Origin of the sequence: Staphylococcus hominis subsp. hominis, assembly GCF_002901845.1 — a bacterium.
In the GTDB taxonomy this organism is placed as follows: Bacteria; Bacillota; Bacilli; order Staphylococcales; family Staphylococcaceae; genus Staphylococcus; species Staphylococcus hominis.
The window spans coordinates 954,418-972,514 of record NZ_PPQE01000025.1; the positions used below are offsets into that span (position 1 = coordinate 954,418).

General features: G+C 30.9%; 13 protein-coding genes and 1 pseudogene. 1 reads left to right on the forward strand and 13 read right to left on the reverse strand.

The features are described 5' to 3' along the window. Positions 1-207: 207 nt before the first annotated feature. The 8 genes from gap to CD034_RS06300 all read right to left on the reverse strand — a co-directional run bounded on the left by gap (position 208) and on the right by CD034_RS06300 (position 10,815). On the reverse strand, positions 208-1,233 hold the full coding sequence (gene gap / locus CD034_RS06265) for a type I glyceraldehyde-3-phosphate dehydrogenase (RefSeq protein WP_002487983.1): 1,026 nt from the start codon (positions 1,231-1,233) through the stop codon (positions 208-210). 188 nt (positions 1,234-1,421) lie between these two features. Continuing rightward, positions 1,422-2,024 (reverse strand): dephospho-CoA kinase, encoded by a 603-nt coding sequence (gene coaE, locus CD034_RS06270; RefSeq protein ID WP_002487989.1) that lies wholly within the window; start codon positions 2,022-2,024, stop codon positions 1,422-1,424. A 21-nt stretch (positions 2,025-2,045) separates the two neighbouring features. Next, the gene (gene mutM / locus CD034_RS06275; protein WP_002455221.1) at positions 2,046-2,918 is read right to left on the reverse strand and encodes a bifunctional DNA-formamidopyrimidine glycosylase/DNA-(apurinic or apyrimidinic site) lyase; all 873 of its coding nucleotides are present in this window, start codon (positions 2,916-2,918) and stop codon (positions 2,046-2,048) included. A gap of 15 nt (positions 2,919-2,933) precedes the next feature. Continuing rightward, positions 2,934-5,570, reverse strand: a complete 2,637-nt coding sequence (gene polA / locus CD034_RS06280) for a DNA polymerase I (protein ID WP_103288205.1) — start codon at positions 5,568-5,570, stop codon at positions 2,934-2,936. Between the two features lie 180 nt (positions 5,571-5,750). Then, entirely contained in the window at positions 5,751-7,448 is a 1,698-nt protein-coding gene (pnpS, locus tag CD034_RS06285) for a two-component system histidine kinase PnpS (protein WP_002448928.1), read from the reverse strand. After that, the gene (locus CD034_RS06290) at positions 7,448-8,158 is read right to left on the reverse strand and encodes a response regulator transcription factor (RefSeq protein ID WP_103288206.1); all 711 of its coding nucleotides are present in this window, start codon (positions 8,156-8,158) and stop codon (positions 7,448-7,450) included. Before CD034_RS06290 ends, pnpS begins: the two co-directional genes overlap by 1 nt. A 231-nt stretch (positions 8,159-8,389) precedes the next feature. After that, the gene (gene icd / locus CD034_RS06295) at positions 8,390-9,661 is read right to left on the reverse strand and encodes an NADP-dependent isocitrate dehydrogenase (protein WP_002448978.1); all 1,272 of its coding nucleotides are present in this window, start codon (positions 9,659-9,661) and stop codon (positions 8,390-8,392) included. Between the two features lie 35 nt (positions 9,662-9,696). Next, positions 9,697-10,815, reverse strand: a complete 1,119-nt coding sequence (locus tag CD034_RS06300; RefSeq protein ID WP_049418483.1) for a citrate synthase — start codon at positions 10,813-10,815, stop codon at positions 9,697-9,699. Between the two features lie 348 nt (positions 10,816-11,163). Between CD034_RS06300 and CD034_RS06305 the strand changes: the two genes are divergently transcribed. Beyond that, on the forward strand, positions 11,164-12,516 hold the full coding sequence (locus CD034_RS06305) for an amino acid permease (protein WP_103288207.1): 1,353 nt from the start codon (positions 11,164-11,166) through the stop codon (positions 12,514-12,516). Positions 12,517-12,830: 314 nt separating this feature from the next. On the opposite strand, the gene pyk is transcribed toward CD034_RS06305, so the two are convergent. From pyk to CD034_RS11405, 5 genes and pseudogenes are all read right to left on the reverse strand, one after another. Beyond that, on the reverse strand, positions 12,831-14,591 hold the full coding sequence (pyk, locus tag CD034_RS06310) for a pyruvate kinase (protein ID WP_002448942.1): 1,761 nt from the start codon (positions 14,589-14,591) through the stop codon (positions 12,831-12,833). 17 nt (positions 14,592-14,608) lie between these two features. After that, complete coding sequence (pfkA, locus tag CD034_RS06315; RefSeq protein WP_002448931.1) at positions 14,609-15,577, reverse strand: 6-phosphofructokinase; 969 nt, start codon at positions 15,575-15,577, stop codon at positions 14,609-14,611. A gap of 171 nt (positions 15,578-15,748) precedes the next feature. Further along, positions 15,749-16,693 (reverse strand): acetyl-CoA carboxylase carboxyltransferase subunit alpha, encoded by a 945-nt coding sequence (locus tag CD034_RS06320; RefSeq protein ID WP_002448930.1) that lies wholly within the window; start codon positions 16,691-16,693, stop codon positions 15,749-15,751. Beyond that, positions 16,686-17,552, reverse strand: a complete 867-nt coding sequence (accD, locus tag CD034_RS06325) for an acetyl-CoA carboxylase, carboxyltransferase subunit beta (protein WP_002448997.1) — start codon at positions 17,550-17,552, stop codon at positions 16,686-16,688. Before accD ends, CD034_RS06320 begins: the two co-directional genes overlap by 8 nt. 108 nt (positions 17,553-17,660) lie before the next feature. Then, positions 17,661-17,890: pseudogene (locus tag CD034_RS11405) on the reverse strand (NAD-dependent malic enzyme); the annotation flags it as partial. Between the last annotated feature and the right edge of the window lie 207 nt (positions 17,891-18,097).

Genomic DNA, 18,097 nt, shown 5'->3' on the forward strand with positions numbered 1-18,097 from the left:
AAATTGATACAACTTAGCTGTCTAAACCTATAATAAAATATAAAAAGGAAAGTGAAATAGAATTCAATATAAATTCTTTTTTCACTTTCCTACATATGACTCATTAAAAAAATTATTTAATGTTTTATAATTTTTTAATCTATAAAATCAATGACATTATATTAGAATATCAACTCTAAAATTAACAATCTTTTACTTATTAAAAGCTTAAACTGCAGTCACGGTAGACTTTTCTACTAGTTGTTCACCAATCATTTCAGCTACTTCTACTACTCTATTAGAATAACCCCATTCATTATCATACCAAGCAATCACTTTCACCTTATGATCATCCATTACAATTGTATTCTCAGCATCGATAATAGCTGAATGTGGATTTGTATTGAAATCGACAGATACTAAAGGTGCATTTTCTACTTCTAAAACACCATCTAAATCTGAATGACGAAATGCATTATTAATTTCGTCAACAGTTACCGGTTTTTCTAAATCTACAACTAAATCAACTAAAGAAACATTTTTTGTAGGCACACGTAAAGCTAACCCATGAAGTTTACCTTCTAGTTCTGGTAAAACTTCTTTCAATGCTTTTGCTGCTCCAGTAGAAGTTGGAATAATACTTTCATTACATGAACGTGCTCTACGTAAATCTTTATGGGGATTATCAATATTTTTTTGATCATTAGTAATTGCATGAACAGTAGTCATTAATCCATTTACAATACCAAATTGATCATTTAAAACTTTAGCAACTGGTCCTATACAATTTGTCGTACATGAAGCATTACTGAAAATGTCATACCTTTCAACATCTAATTTGTCATCATTTACCCCTTTAACAATCATTTGGACTTCTCCACCTTTAGATGGGCCAGTTAGTAATACTTTTTTAGCTCCAGCATGAATATGTCCAACTGCTTTATCACCATGATTAAATTTTCCAGTTGCTTCAATTACGATATCTATATTTAAATCTTTCCATGGTAAATTTTCAGGATTTCTATCTGACACTAACTTAATGTTATGGTTATCAACACGTATACCATCCTCAATTGGTTCTACCTTTTTATCATAACGTCCATGCGTTGTATCATAGTTAATTAGATGTGCAATTGTTTCAGGTGGATAGCTTGCATTAATCGCAACCACATTAAAATTTTCATTATGTAATGCAATTCTTAAAACCATTCTTCCTATTCTACCCATTCCATTAATTGCAATATTTGTTGACATTTAAAGCACCCCTTGTTTTATATGTTATACTTTATAAAATTAGTATAACATAATAGATTCCGATTGAAAGCGTTTACCAAAAATAATGTAATATTTTTTACATTTTAAGTTTATATAACTAATATATTTATTATATAAATAAAAAGAGTTTAAGACTAAAAATAAAGTCCTAAACTCTTTTTCTCATATTATTCATGAATGTATCCTTTTTCAATCAATAGTTGTTTAAGAAGGGTTTCTAATTCAGATTTACTTCCTAAATTATCTATAACATGATCAGCCATTCTGCTTTTTTTATCAATTGATATTTGACTATGAACTCTCGCTTTTGCTTGATCCAAGTCTAAATTGTTACGTTTCATTAAACGTTCAATTTGTACACTTTCAGATGTGTAGACCAGCCAGACTTCATCCACAGTATCTTGTAAATCATTCTCAAACAGAAGCGGAATATCCATAATCACATCATACCCTTGTTGTAAATACTGTTGCTTTTCTTGTTCCATAATCGTTCTTACAATAGGATGAATAATTTCATTAAGTTCTAATCGTTTTTCTGGATGATTAAATACTAATTCTCCAATGTATTGTCGATTCATTTCTCCGTCACTTGTGATTGCTTCGTCACCAAACGTTTCTTTTATTTGTTCCAAAGCAGTTGATCCTTTCTCTACTGCTTTTCTTGAAGCTATATCTGCATCGACAATTTTAAATCCATATTCTGATAATAATTTAGAAACTGTTGACTTTCCGGTAGCTATTCCACCTGTTAATCCAATTACTTTAGGCATTTGTATCACCGCTCACTTTATTTATTTCTGACAATATGGACAAAAATGACTGTTTCTAGATGCTATAACTTTTTGTTCAATATCATGGCCACATACTTTACATGTCTTTTGTTTGTATACATTTAAATGTAATTGCATTTTTCCAGTTTTTCCGTCAGCATGACGATAATCTGAAATACTTGTTCCACCATTATCAATACCCTCTTTTAAAACTTCTTGTACATAATAAAAGAGCAATTGTCTTTCTTGATGAGACGTATCTTTTACTTTTCTCGCAGGATGGATACCTGCTCTAAACAATGCTTCACAAGCATAGATATTTCCACATCCTGCTATGATTTTATGATCCAGTAACATCTGTTTAATAGGTTTATTGGCTACTTTTTTTTGAGATAAATAGTGATTAAAATGTTGTAACGCTTCTTCGTCAAAAGGCTCAGGCGCTATTTCTAAAAATGAAGGATAATCTTCAAATGAATTTAGGTTTCTAATCTCACCAAATCGACGTATATCTGAAAACACTAATTTTTTTCCATTATTTAAATGGAAAATCACGTGCCAATGTTTACGATAGTTGGGAATTGCTATCTCAGATAGGTGATTGACAATGAAAAATCCACCAGCCATACCTAAATGACTAAGTAACACACGTTTACGATTATGTTTTTCAATATGAAAAACAATATATTTACTTCTTCGTTCGACTTTAATTATCTTATAGCCTTCGCAATTCAAACGAAAACCATCTAAATTCATTCCTTTGATAATCGTTTCTTTATTCTGACTTTTACCTTCAATTACTTTTTTAGAAAATGAAATACTTTTAATTGTAGCATTTACAATAAAAGGTTCTATTCCCCTTTTAACATGTTCAACTTCTGGTAATTCTGGCATTATTCATTCCTCTTTCTATTTCGCATCATACCAAGTAGGACCATAATTAGAGTCTACTTTTAATGGAACATCTAAGTCTAATGCATGCTCCATTATATCTTCAACAAATAAACTAAATTCTTCAACTTCAGACTTAGGCACTTCAAATATTAATTCATCGTGTACTTGTAAAAGTAATTTAGCTTTGTAAGACGTATGTTGAACTTGCTTATCAAATTCCACCATAGCAAGTTTAATAATATCGGCTGCACTTCCTTGAATTGGAGTGTTCATTGCTGTACGTTCCGCAAAACCTCTTAAATTAAAATTACGACTAGTGATGTCAGGAATATAACGTCTACGATGCAATAATGTTTCAACATAGCCATTTGCTTTAGCATCCTTTACAATGTCACTCATATATTGCTTAACTCCAGGGAAACTTGCTAAATAATCATCAATAAATATTTTTGCCTCTTTACGTGTTATATTTAAGCTTTGACTTAAGCCATAATCACTAATACCATAAACGATTCCAAAATTTACAGCTTTGGCTTGTCTACGCATTAAATCAGTGACTTCCTCCGCTTCAACACCAAATACTTTTCGTGCTGTAGCAGTATGAATGTCCTGTCCATGAATGAATGCTTCTTTTAAACTGTCATCTTGTGTAATATGCGCTAAGACACGTAATTCAATTTGAGAATAATCTGCAGATAAAATAACACTGTCTTCAGATGAAGGTTTAAATGCTTTACGTATTTTACGCCCTTCTTCAAGTCGAATAGGTATATTTTGTAAATTAGGATCAACTGAAGATAATCGTCCAGTTTGTGCTAATGTTTGATTAAAACGAGTGTGTATATGCTTATCATTACTAATGACTTTTTGTAAACCTTCCACATAAGTAGATTGTAATTTAGCTAATTGACGATATTCCAAAATATCATTAATGATAGGATGTTCATTCTGTAACTGTTCTAAAACATCGACTGCTGTAGAATAACCAGTTTTTGTTTTTTTAATGACAGGTAGTTTTAATGTTTCAAATAAAACCACACCGAGTTGTTTAGGTGAATTAATGTTAAATTCTTCACCTGCTGCGTCATGAATACGTTGAACTAACAATTCTAACTTCTCTTGTAATTCTTGTTGCATGTGTTGTAAATCATTTACATCTGTATAAATACCAATTTCTTCCATTTTACTTAAAATACGTGCTAGCGGAAGTTCTAAATCTTTTAGTAAATTCATTTGTTGATGTGATTCTAGTTCTTTTTCCATTAACGGTTTAACAGCATCAATAGATTTAGTAATAGATGCAATATGCGTATTTAAAATTTCAGTATCAGGAACATGTCGCTTTTTACCTTTCCCATAAATAGAGACATCTTCTTTAACATACGTTTGATGATAATTTGTTACAACCGAATAGACATCATCAATCGTTCGTGATGGATCAATAATGTAGCTTGCTAACATCGCATCAAAAACGATATTTTGAATGTTGATATTTAATCTGTGTGCTATAACAAATGTTTTCTTTGCATCATAAACTACCTTTTTAGAATTTTCATTTTCTAACCATTTAATAAGTTCTGGATAATCTTTAATATTATCTGCATCAACTACGATATAACGTTCTTTATCATAAAATCCAAACTTTAAAATATCATCTTTTAAATAATTAGAACCATCTATTTCGAAATGAATCACTGCTTCATCAAGATGATTAAAATCAACATATTCAAAAGTAGGCAAAATATCAAAAGAAACTTGTTTTTGTTCTTGCTCAAACTCAGATGCTTTATTATCTATATCTGCTAATAATTGTTTAAATTCTAATTTCTTAAAAAGTTCAATTTTTTCATGATTATCGTTGATATCACTTAATTTAGTATCATTTAAAGTGACTTCTATTGGACTATAGCGATTAATTGTAGCAAGCTCTTTACTCATTAATGCATCTTCATGACTAAGTTCGAGCTTTTCTTTTAATTTTTTACCAGATACTTTATCAATATTCTCATAGACACCTTCTACAGAATCAAATTGATTTAAAAGTTTAATTGCTGTTTTTTCTCCTACTCCAGCTACACCGGGTATATTGTCTGAACTATCTCCCATTAAACCTTTCATATCAATAATTTGTATTGGTTTTAAACCATTATATTTTTCTGCTATAAATTCTGGAGTATAGTGATCAACGTCTGTGACCCCTTTTTTAGTATAATAAATAGTCACATTTTGAGTTGCTAACTGTGTTAAGTCTCTATCTCCAGTTACAATAATAGTTTCAAAATCATTTTGATCTGCTTCTTTACTTAGCGTACCAATAATGTCATCTGCTTCGTAGTTTTCTAATTCATAATGTTTAATATGATAAGCATCTAACAATTGTCGAATATAGGGAAATTGTTCGCTTAATTCGGGTGGTGTTTTTTGACGTCCACCTTTGTATTCACTATATTTAGAATGTCTAAAAGTAGTCTTACCTGCGTCAAAGGCTACTAAGAAATGTGTAGGTTGTTCTTCTCTGATAATTTTTTCGAGTAATTTGGCGAACCCAAGAATCGCATTTGTATGAATCCCTGCTTTATTAGATAAAAGTGGCAATGCGTAAAAAGCTCTAAAACTTAAACTATTGCCATCTATCAATACTAATTTATTCAAATTTTAAACCTCCAGAATGAGTTTAATTATATTTTAGCATAAACCTTTGGTCATAACGACTGAACGATATTTTACGAATTTCAAAAAATAAAGTCCTACAAGTTTAGGTCCTTTTAAAATTCTAAAAACATAAAAAAGTATTTTAAAGTGTGGATGACCTAAAATTGTAGGACAAAATAGTTATTCGATTTTATCTATAAATGAGACTCTAAATAGCGATCCTTTATTCAGTTCACTTTCGACCATAATTGTACCGTGAAGTGCTTCTACAATATGTTTTGTAATCGATAATCCTAAACCTGTTCCACCAGAGTCACGACTTCTTGCTTTATCTACTCTATAAAATCTCTCAAAAATATGCTTTTGATCTTTTTTGTCTATCCCAATGCCATAATCTTGGATTTCTAGATTAACTTTTATATCTTCTCTGTAAACTCTAACAATAACTTTATTATTTTCGTACGAATAGTTAATGGCATTTGAAAGTAAATTTGTGATAACTTGAGACAACTTTCCTTCATGCGCTTCAATAATAACATCATTTTCTATTTCAGATTTAATAGCGATGTTTTTATACTTAGCTTGAGTTTGTAGATTATGGATTGTATTATGTGCTAAATCTGAAAGATTAACATAAGTAGTCTCAATCTCAGTTTGTTGTTCAATATGAGATAAATCTAATAAATCCATGACAAGTGATTCTATACGATTTGATTCTTTTAAAATAATATTTAAAAACACCTCAAGAGATTGTTCATCATTCTTTGCACCTTCAATTAAGGTTTCTGCAAATCCTTTAATTGAAGTAATTGGAGTTTTAAGTTCATGTGAAACATTTGCAACAAACTCACGTCTCAAATTTTCTAATTTTTTTAAATTAGTGATATCATGTAATACTACAACCATACCTTGAAGTTTCTTTTTTGCTTTACTTAAGATGGGAATACAAGAAACATCAAAATATTTTTGATGAACATCATTAATGTATAACTCAATTTGTTCATGCAACGGTTTTTCAGTTTTAAAGCTTTCAATAACAAGATGTTGAATTTCTTTATCTAAATGTACAGTATAATCTTTATTTTCGACTTTACTATCTGGTTTGAATACCTCGTAATAAGCATGGTTTGCAATAACAATTTCACCTTGCTTATCTATCATTAATACCGAGCTAGGAATATTTTCTAATGTTGTTTTAAGACGATTAGATTGCATTTTTTGTTTATTATTTAATTTTTGCAATCGTCTTGCTAAATCATTGGTAGTGACAAATAATGCTTTTGTTTCTTTCACATTACTTTCAGGTACTCTAACATGATAATATCCATCTGCAATTAAAGATGTCGCATAAGTAACTTCGTTGATTGGTCTTATATAGGTGCGATTAATGCTTCTTACAGCTAAATAAATAGCAATTAACACGATGATTCCAATTAATGATAAGTACTTCCACATATTTTTTTGTAAATCTAAAATTTCAGTATTAATACCACTTATGTATATTGTTTTATTACTTACAGTATTTTTAAATGTGTAATCCACTTTATCCTTATTTTTATGATATATAATATTCGAAGGATTAGCTGCATTATCAATAGTATGATTAATTTGATGTTGATTACCAGTTTGATATAACACATGTCCATTTTCAGAAATTTCAACAACCAAGTTTTGATTTTGTGCTATACGCTGAATGTCTGCTTGTTTATTTCGATTATTTAAATTTACGATATTTTCTGATAGATGATTTAATTCTCTAGTTTGAGTATCTGATAATATTTGATAAATCGTATGATGAAGAATTGCACCTAAACCTATAAAACTAATAATTGTTATTGTACATAGTAGAAGTAATAATCTATGATGAAATTTAATCATTAAGCTTTAGGTCTTTCTAATTTATAACCCAATCCACGCACTGTTTTTATCAACTTAGGTTGTTTAGGATTTTCTTCTAATTTATCTCTTAAATGACTAATATGAACATCTACAATTCTTGAATCTCCTGCAAACTCGTAATTCCACACTGAATTTAACATATGTTCTCTAGTAATTACGCGTCCTTGACGTTCAATAAGATAAAGTAGTAACTCAAATTCTTTAGGTGTAAGTTCAAGCAAGGTATCATCTCTATAGACTTCAAAGAATTCAGGACGAATTCTAATATTATCAATTACAATATCTTCATCATCCACGTCATCTTTTACGACTTCATTAGCAATTTTAGAGCGTCTTAAAATAGCTTTTACTCTCGCTACAACTTCTCTTGGAGAGAATGGTTTAGTCATGTAATCATCAGCACCTAATTCTAAGCCTAACACACGATCAAACTCATCATCTTTAGCTGTTAACATTAAAATAGGTACAAGATTTTTATCAGATCGAATCGTTTTACATACTTCTATTCCATCTTTTTTGGGTAACATGACATCTAATACAATCAGTTCAGGTTTAACCTCTTTAACTTTTTTGAGTGCTTCTTCACCATCATACGCTACATCTACAATATAACCTGCTGTTTCTAAGTTATATTTTAGTAACGTTACTATTGATTGCTCGTCATCAACCACTAATACTTTTTGTGACATGATTTGCCTCCCTAAATAGAATTAACAATTTCAATTTTATTATAACTGAAATTTAAATAAAAATAACATACAACATATTGAATTTACATAAACTTAACATTTACTTAATATTTTCTATTTGTTAAGGATATTTTTGTTAATCTTGCTATGATATTTATTAATAATGAACAAAAAAACAGTCTAAGACATCAAAATCCATCTTAGACTGTTTTATCAAAATAAATATTATATTTATTTTAAGTTTTTAATAAGTTCATCGGCAAATTCTGAAGTTGATACTTCAGTAGCCCCGTCCATTAAACGAGCAAAATCATATGTTACAATTTTAGAAGCAATTGTAGCTTCAATAGCATCAGTAATTTTATCAGCCGCTTCTTGCCATCCTAAATGTTCTAACATTAATACAGAACTTAATAATTCAGATGATGGATTCACTTTATTTAAGTTAGCATACTTTGGTGCTGTACCATGTGTTGCTTCAAAAATAGCATGCCCTGTCTCATAGTTAATATTAGCACCAGGAGCAATACCGATTCCTCCTACTTGTGCAGCAAGTGCATCTGAGATATAGTCGCCATTTAAGTTCATTGTAGCTACTACATCATGTTCTGCTGGACGTGTTAAAATTTGTTGTAAGAAAATATCTGCTATTGAATCTTTAATAATAATTTTACCATCTTTTTCAGCTTTTTGTTGTGCGTCATTTGCAGCATCTTTACCATCTTTTTCAGCAATTTCATCATATTGTTGCCAAGTAAATACTTTATCAGAAAATTCATTATGAGCTAAATCATAACCCCATTGTTTAAATGATCCTTCTGTAAACTTCATAATATTACCTTTGTGAACTAATGTTACTGATTTACGATTATTATCAATTGCATATTGAATAGCAGATCTTACTAAACGTTCAGTCCCTTCTTTAGAAACTGGTTTAATACCAATACCAGAAGTTTCGGGAAAACGAATATTTGTAGCACCCATTTCATTTTGTAAGAAGTCAATAACTTTTTTAACTTCTTCTGTTCCTTCTTTAAATTCAATTCCTGCATAAATATCCTCAGTATTTTCACGGAAGATAACCATATCAACATCTTGAGGACGTTTAACTGGTGAAGGTACACCTTTAAACCAACGTACTGGACGAAGACAAGTAAATAAATCTAGTTCTTGTCTTAATGCTACATTTAAAGAACGAATGCCTCCGCCAATTGGTGTAGTTAATGGTCCTTTAATTGCGATTAAGTATTCTTTGATAGTATCTAAAGTTTCTTGTGGTAACCATTCACCAGTTTCATCGTACGCTTTTTGACCAGCTAATACCTCTTTCCACTCAATACGCTTTTCACCGTTATATGCTTTTTCAACCGCCGCATCAACAACACGACTAGCTGCTTTCCAAATATCAGGACCGATACCATCCCCAATAATAAATGGAATAATTGGTTCATTAGGTACATTTAATAATTCATCATTTGCTCTAGTAATTTTTTCAGCTGCCATTATAAAAGCCTCCATAAATTAAATTTTAAAATATTTTATCTTTCTTCAACTGGTACATATTTACGATTTGTTTCTCCAACATATTTTGCACGCGGACGAATAATTCGATTATCACGATATTGTTCTAAAATATGCGCGGTCCATCCTGCAGTACGACTCACAGCAAAGATAGGTGTAAAAATATCGTGTGGAATTTCCATACTATGATAAACAGTTGCACTAAAGAAGTCTACATTTGGAATTAAGCCTTTTTCATCGTGCATACGCTTTTCAATTGCAAGAGAAATTTCATATAATTCGTTATGTCCGGTTTCAGAAGTTATTTTTCGACTCATTTCTTTTAAGTACTTAGCACGTGGATCTCCCTCTTTATATACTCGATGACCGAATCCCATGATTTTTTCTTTGTTAGCAAGTTTCTTATCTAAATAATTATCTACTTCATCAAGTGATTTAACTTCTGATAACATTTTCATTACTTGTTCATTTGCTCCACCATGTAAAGGCCCTTTTAATGAACCAATTGCTGCTACAATACCTGAATACATATCAGATAGAGATGATACTGCACATCTTGCTGTAAATGCTGAAGCATTGAGTTCATGATCGGCATGTAATATTAAAGCTTTATTAAAAGCTTCAACTTCAGTATCAGATGGCAATTCCCCTTTTAACATATACAAGAAGTTTGCTGCATAGCTTAAATCAGAGTTAGGCTTAACAGGTTCCTTTCCTTCTCGTACGCGTGAAAACGCTGTAACTAATGATGCAATCTTTGCTTGGATACGAATAGCTCGATCTTTTCGACTTTCATCTGTTTCCTCTTCAGCATCTGGATCAAAGTGTGCAATATAAGAAACAGAGGTACGTAATGCAGTCATTGGATGTACATCATCTGTAGCATATTCTTCAAAATGCTTATATACCCTTGGATTTAATGTCATATATTGTTTTAGTTTCTCTTTTAATTCTTCAAGTTCTTCTTGTGTTGGTAATCTATAATTCCATAATAAGAACATGATTTCTTCAAATTGAGCATTTTCAGCTAAATCATCAATATCATATCCTGAATAAGTTAATTGACTATCAATAATTGAACTGATTTTAGTTTCTGCTGCGATAACCCCTTCTAAACCTTTTTGTAATTCTGCCATAAGTAATTCCCCTTTTCTTTTACATAATGTAATGGCTTTCATAAATAGTATATCTAAAATTATAAGTTTTGTGAATCATGATATATGTGGTTTAAATTTTCATTGGTAAATTATTTATATATTAATTTTAATTATAATGATTATAAAAATTGTTATAAAGCTATTTATAAGAATTAAGACAAGGTTGACTTATGTGAAAATAATGAATATTTTAATTATTTATCAATAATGATTATCTTTTATTAACTCAATGTTAATAAAATTTTTAGAAAAAATTTAGAAAAATAATTGTCGAATTTAATATATAAGTGCATAATTAATATTAATTAAATGTAAGGGAGTTGTCTTATGGCAGAAGAAAAATTACAAAGAGGATTAAGTAATCGTCATGTACAATTGATTGCTCTTGGTGGCGCTATCGGAACTGGATTATTCTTAGGTGCAGGTCAAACTATAGCTATGACTGGACCTTCTATTCTATTAACCTATATCATTATTGGATTCATGCTATTTATGTTTATGAGAGGCCTTGGAGAAATCATTATTCAAAATACTCGTTTTAAATCATTTGCTGATGTAACAAACGAGTATATTGGACCATTTGCAGGATTCGTTACTGGATGGACATATTGGTTATGCTGGATTATAACGGGAATGGCAGAAGTAACTGCAGTTGCCAAATATGTTAGTTTCTGGTTTCCAACTATACCAAACTGGATTACTGCTTTATTTTGCGTATTAATATTAATGGTTTTTAACTTATTAAGTGCAAAATTATTTGGAGAATTAGAATTCTGGTTTGCTATTATTAAAATTATAACTATTATAGCTTTAATCGTCATTGGTGCAATAATGATTTTATTTGCTTATAAAACTCAATTTGGACATGCAAGTTTAACTAATCTTTATAAACATGGTATTTTTACCAATGGAACTTCTGGTTTCTTTATGTCTTTCCAAATGGCTTTATTCTCATTTGTTGGTATTGAAATGATTGGGGTAACTGCTGGTGAAACTAAAAATCCAGAAAAAACAATACCTAAAGCTATAGATGCAGTACCGATTAGAATTTTAATTTTCTATGTAGGTGCTTTAGCAGTCATTATGTCTATTATTCCTTGGGACAAAGTGGATCCAAATGAGAGCCCATTTGTTAGATTGTTCTCATTAATTGGTATTCCATTTACAGCTGGATTAATTAACTTTGTAGTTTTAACTGCTGCTGCTTCATCTTGTAATAGTGGTATCTTCTCAAATAGTCGTATGTTATTTGGATTATCTGAACAAAAACAAGCGCCTTCTATATTTAAAAGTACTAACAAGCAAGGTGTACCACATATCGCAATTATTGTATCATCTGCGTTATTATTGGTGACAGCATTATTAAACTATATTTTTCCAAATGCAACGCTAGTATTTACATATGTTACAACAATTTCAACAGTATTATTTATTATCGTGTGGGCTTTAATTATTTGGGCTTATATTAATTATCATAGAAAAAATCCTGAATTACATAAAAAAGCAAAATTCAAACTTCCTGGTGGAAAATATATGGCCTATATTATTTTAGCATTCTTCTTATTTGTGTTTTGTTTACTATTTGTAAATGCAACAACAAGAAACGCTATTTTCTTAACACCTATTTGGTTTATTATTTTAGGTATTATGTATTTAAGATATAAAAAAGTAGCAAAATAACATTAAAATATCAATATGAAAAATGACTGGAACAATTAATAATGTCCCAGTCATTTTTATGTTAATGCAGTCGATGTCTGAATTGAAATACTCTTGTAACAAGCTTTTTCAACACTACTATCCCCAACATAGAGATTTTCTTAATGAAAATCTACGTTCAATGCAAGTTGGGACGACGAATACGGCTCTCTCCCACTTTTTTCTAATATGTTTAAATAACATAAAAAAGAGCGAGAATTTTATCCATTAACATGTAACGTGGTTATTCCCGCTCTTCTAGCTTTCTATTTAAACATACTTATACAATTGTTTAATTAAAGGACATTTGCATACCCTTCAAAAATTCTACCTTGATTTGCATCAACAGTAACTAATAAGTCATTTTTCAATTCTTTCGTTGCATTTTCAACACCAATAATAGTTGGGATACCTTGTTCAAGCCCAACGATTGCACTTGGTGATGTTATACCGTTTTCTTCAGTAATTAAACCTGCAGCTTTTTCAACATATGGAACATAGCTTTCGTCTATTGAATTAGTCACAATAATTGATTGACTTAGGTCTTTTCCTTCTAAATCACTAGCAGTTTTAGAAATCACTGTTTTACCAGTTGTTGATCCACGACCAACACCTTGACCTTTAGCAATTTCATCACCTACTAAATGTAATTTCATCATATTAGTCGTACCTTTTTCACCAGTTGGAACGCCAGCAGTAATGATAATTAAATCACCATTACCAACTTTTTCAGTAGCAACAGCTGTTGCTACTGCATTATTTAATAAATCATCTGTTGTTTTACGTCCTTTTTTAACAACTGGATATGCACCCCATACTAGTGCTAATTGTCTTGCAGTATGTTCACTAGGTGTTACTGCAATAATATCTGAATGTGGACGATATTTAGAAATTGTAATCGCTGTTGAACCACTTTCAGTTGCAGCTACAATTGCTTTAACATTTAAATTTAGAGCAGTATGTGCTACAGACACACCAATCGCATTTACTAATGATGTTTCTACTAATTTAGTACGATCAGATAATAATTTTTTGTAATCTTGAGCAGCTTCAGCTGAAATTGCAATATTTCTCATTGTTTTAACTGCTTCTTCAGGATATTGTCCTGCAGCTGTTTCACCAGATAACATAACTGCATCTGTACCATCATAGATTGCATTAGCAACGTCACTTGCTTCAGCTCTTGTTGCACGTGGATTACGTTGCATTGAATCAAGCATTTGAGTTGCAGTAATAACAGGTTTTCCTAATTTATTACATTTTCTAATTAAATCTTTTTGAACGATTGGCACAGATTCAGGTGGAATTTCAACACCCATGTCACCACGAGCAACCATTAAACCATCAGATACTTCTAAAATTTCTTCGATATTATCAATACCTTCTTGGTTTTCAATTTTAGGGAAGATAGTAATATTATCATTATTTTCTTGTTCTAAAATTTCGCGAATATCTAATACATCACTAGGACGACGTACAAAGCTTGCTGCAATGTAATCAATATCTTCTTTAATACCAAATTTAATATCTGCAGCATCTTTATCAGTGATACCAGGTAAGTTTACTTTAACACCAGGTAAGTTTACACCTTTTTTATTTTTTAATTCACCAGTGTTTAAGATATCACATTTAACTTCGCCTTTATCTTTATCAATATCTTTAACTTGTAATTCTACTAAACCATCATCTAATAAAATGTATGATCCAATTTGAACATCATTAATTAAATCTTCATATGTGACTGAGAATTTCTCAGGTGTACCTTCAACTTGAGACATACTCACAATAACTTCTTTACCTTTTTCAAGTACAATTAAGCCGTCTTTCATATCATGTGTACGAATTTCAGGTCCTTTAGTATCTAATAAAATACCAATAGTTTTACCTAATTTTTTAGATACTTTACGAATTGAATCAATACGTGCTTTATGTTCTTCATGACTACCATGAGAGAAATTTAAACGCGCAACGTTCATTCCAGCATTCATTAATTTTTCTAACATTTCCTCAGACTCTGAAGCAGGTCCTATAGTACATACAATTTTAGTCTTTCTCATTATAAAAGCCTCCTAAATTAAATAGATAATTCTTTTGCTAAGTCATAAATACGAGTGTTGAATTTATGGCTTTCATTATTGAAAATTTCATCAAATGGTGTTGCTGTAAGTTGGTTATTTTGTATACCTACACCGAATCCTGTTTGACCTTGCATTAACAATTCAACAGCATAACCGCCTAATCTTGAAGCAAGCACTCGATCTACACCAGATGGACTACCACCACGTTGGATGTGACCAAGAACAGATACACGTGCATCAACATTGATATATTTAGTTAATTGTTCTGCACATTCATGGCCACTCATACAACCTTCTGCTACCATAACGATAGAATGTTTTTTTCCACGTTTAATACCACTTTCAATTTTTTCAGCAACATCTTTAATATCTGTGTGCACTTCTGGAACTAAGATTGTTTCAGCACCTACTGACAATCCAGCCCACAGTGCTAAATCACCACAATCACGTCCCATTACTTCTACAACAAAAGTTCTCGCATGACTTGAAGCAGTATCTCTGATTTTATCGACACAGTCAATAATCGTATTTAATGCTGTATCGAAACCAATCGTGAAATCAGTACCATTAATATCATTATCAATTGTTCCAGGGATACCAATTGTTTTTATATCGGTTGTTTCTTCGCTAATACGTTGAGCACCTCTATAACTGCCATCTCCACCGACTACTACAAGTCCTTCAATACCATGCTTGTGTAAGTTCTCAATCCCTTTTTGTCTTACACTCTCATCTTTAAACTGAGGACATCTAGCAGAATATAGAAAAGTTCCTCCTCGTTGAATCGTATCTCCAACACTTCCTAATTCAAGTTTGTGGATATTATCATCAAGTAAACCTTGATAACCCTGATAAACACCAAAAACTTCGATATTATTATAAATTGCTTTTCGTACGACTGCTCTAACAGCAGCATTCATGCCTGGTGAATCTCCACCACTTGTTAATACCGCAATTCTCTTCATAGCGACATACCCTTTCCTAACTATAATAATCTTCATGTATAAATTACCATAATTTTATTATCTATTCCATTAATATTAATAGATTATATATATGTAAACGTTTTAAATTTTTAATTTAATTTATATAAAAAAATGACTAGAAATTTAATTAAAATTTCTAGTCATTCTGTGTTAATTAATAAAAGTACCAATATTTCTAAACTTATTAAATCGATGATTCGCTAAAGCTTGTCCATCTAATTTATTTAATTCATTAAGCTGATGAATAAAAGATTGTTTAATTTGTTTTGCTTGAAAAACGATGTCTTTATGAGCGCCACCTTGTGGTTCAGTAATAACTTCATCTATCACGTTTAATTCCAGTAAATCTTTTGCAGTAATTTTCATCGTTTCAGCAGCCATTTTTGCTAAAGAGCTATCTTTCCAAAGTAATGCTGCCGCCCCTTCTGGAGAAATAACAGAATAAGTACTATTTTCAAGCATTAATAATTTATTAGTTATACCAATACCAAGCGCACCACCACTTCCACCTTCACCGATGACAACACCAATCACAGGTACTTTAAGCGAAGCCATCTCAATTAAATTTTTCGCAATTGATTCACTTTGCCCTCGTTCTTCAGCGGCTTTTCCCGGATATGCACCTTTCGTATCAATAAACGTAAAAATAGGACGCTTAAATTTTTCAGCTTGTTTCATTAAGCGTAAAGCTTTACGGTAACCTTCAGGATGAGCCATTCCAAAATTACGATAAATATTATCTTTAGTATCTTTCCCTCGTTGCTGACCTATGATAGTTACCGGTTGATTGTTGAGATATCCTATTCCACCAATCATCGCAGGATCATCTCTAAAATTACGATCTCCATGTAATTCAATGAATGAGTCGAAGATATATGGAATATAATCAAGTGTTGTAGGTCTTTCTTGAAGTCTTGCAATTTGTACTCGATCCCAAGGTTTTAAATTGGTATATATTTTTTTTCTTTCTCTTTCCAAAGAGGCTTCTAACAAGTCAATTTCATCTTGTAAGTCGACGTCATTTTTTTCTTGAGATTCCTTCAATGAATTAATCTTTTCTTTAATCTCATATAAAGATTTCTCGAAATCAAGCATTCGTCTTCACCTCTTGATGTAGTTTTAAAATTTCAGAAAGTGTTGCTTTCATGTCTTTTCTATGCACAACTTTATCTAATTGACCATGTTCTAATAAAAACTCAGCAGTTTGAAAATCTTCCGGCAATTTTTCGTTAATTGTTTGTTCTATCACTCTACGTCCAGCAAAACCGATTAAAGCTTTAGGTTCGCTTAGGTTAATATCACCCACAGAAGCAAAACTAGCTGATACACCACCAGTAGTAGGATGTGTTAAATATGAAACATATAATAATCCAGCATCAGAATGTCGTTTTAATGATACACTTGTTTTTCCCATTTGCATTAATGAAATAATACCTTCTTGCATTCTGGCACCACCACTTGCAGAAAATAATACAAATGGTAACCGATGTTCAGTACAATAATCAACGATTCTACAGATTTTTTCCCCTACGACTGAACCCATACTTCCCATTCTAAATCGTGAGTCCATGACTGCAATACCATATTTCACGCCATCTAATTCTGCTGTACCAGTTACGATGGCTTCATTTAAACCCGTTTTCTTTTGATCTTTTTCGACTTTTTCTTGATAGCCAGGAAAATCCAAAGGATTAGAAGAAACCATTTCTTTATCGAATTCTTTGAACGAATTTTCATCTGAAATAGCTTCTATTCTTTTGTACGCAGGAAGTGCAATATGATGATCACAATTAAAGCATACATTTAAATTTTCAGTTAGTTCTTTTGTATACATTATTTTTTTACAATTAGGACATTTAGTCATGATGCCTGCTGGTACGTCATTTTGTTTAGAATCCGGTACCGTTAAATATTTCTTTTTTTTACTACTTCTATTAAAAAAATCTTTAAACATGCGTAAACCTCCGCATAACTCACTCAATAATTTCGTTATTTTAAATAGTTACTTTTAAATTCGCTTACTTTATTTTAAATCTATTAACTTCATTGTTTTATCATATACTTATTGGAAATCTACTTCAATACATGCAACACCTAATTCTATAACAGATCGTGTTAAATCTCGTGTCACTGATGGTGCCACTCTTTAATCGAAAGGAGTAGTTTCAATATCTAAGATATCTTTAAAAATACCTAGAAAAGCTAATATCTTATTAACTTGATTTGAAAAATAAGGTCGTCTCGTTCCTACTACTTTAGCACTACTTCTTTCGCATCATCAGGTTTGATTTCTAATTTACCTTGATTCTCTTTATGCATTTGTAATGCATCGTCTCTTAAAGACATTCAATCAAATTCTAATTGATTTATAATTAAATTACTTTTGAAAAGAGGGATTTTTGTAACAATTAAGTTCAATTTTAAAAATCTTTTTATATGTTACATGTTATTAAATCAAGAGATAAAAAAATCAATAAAATTATTAATTCTTCTTTATAA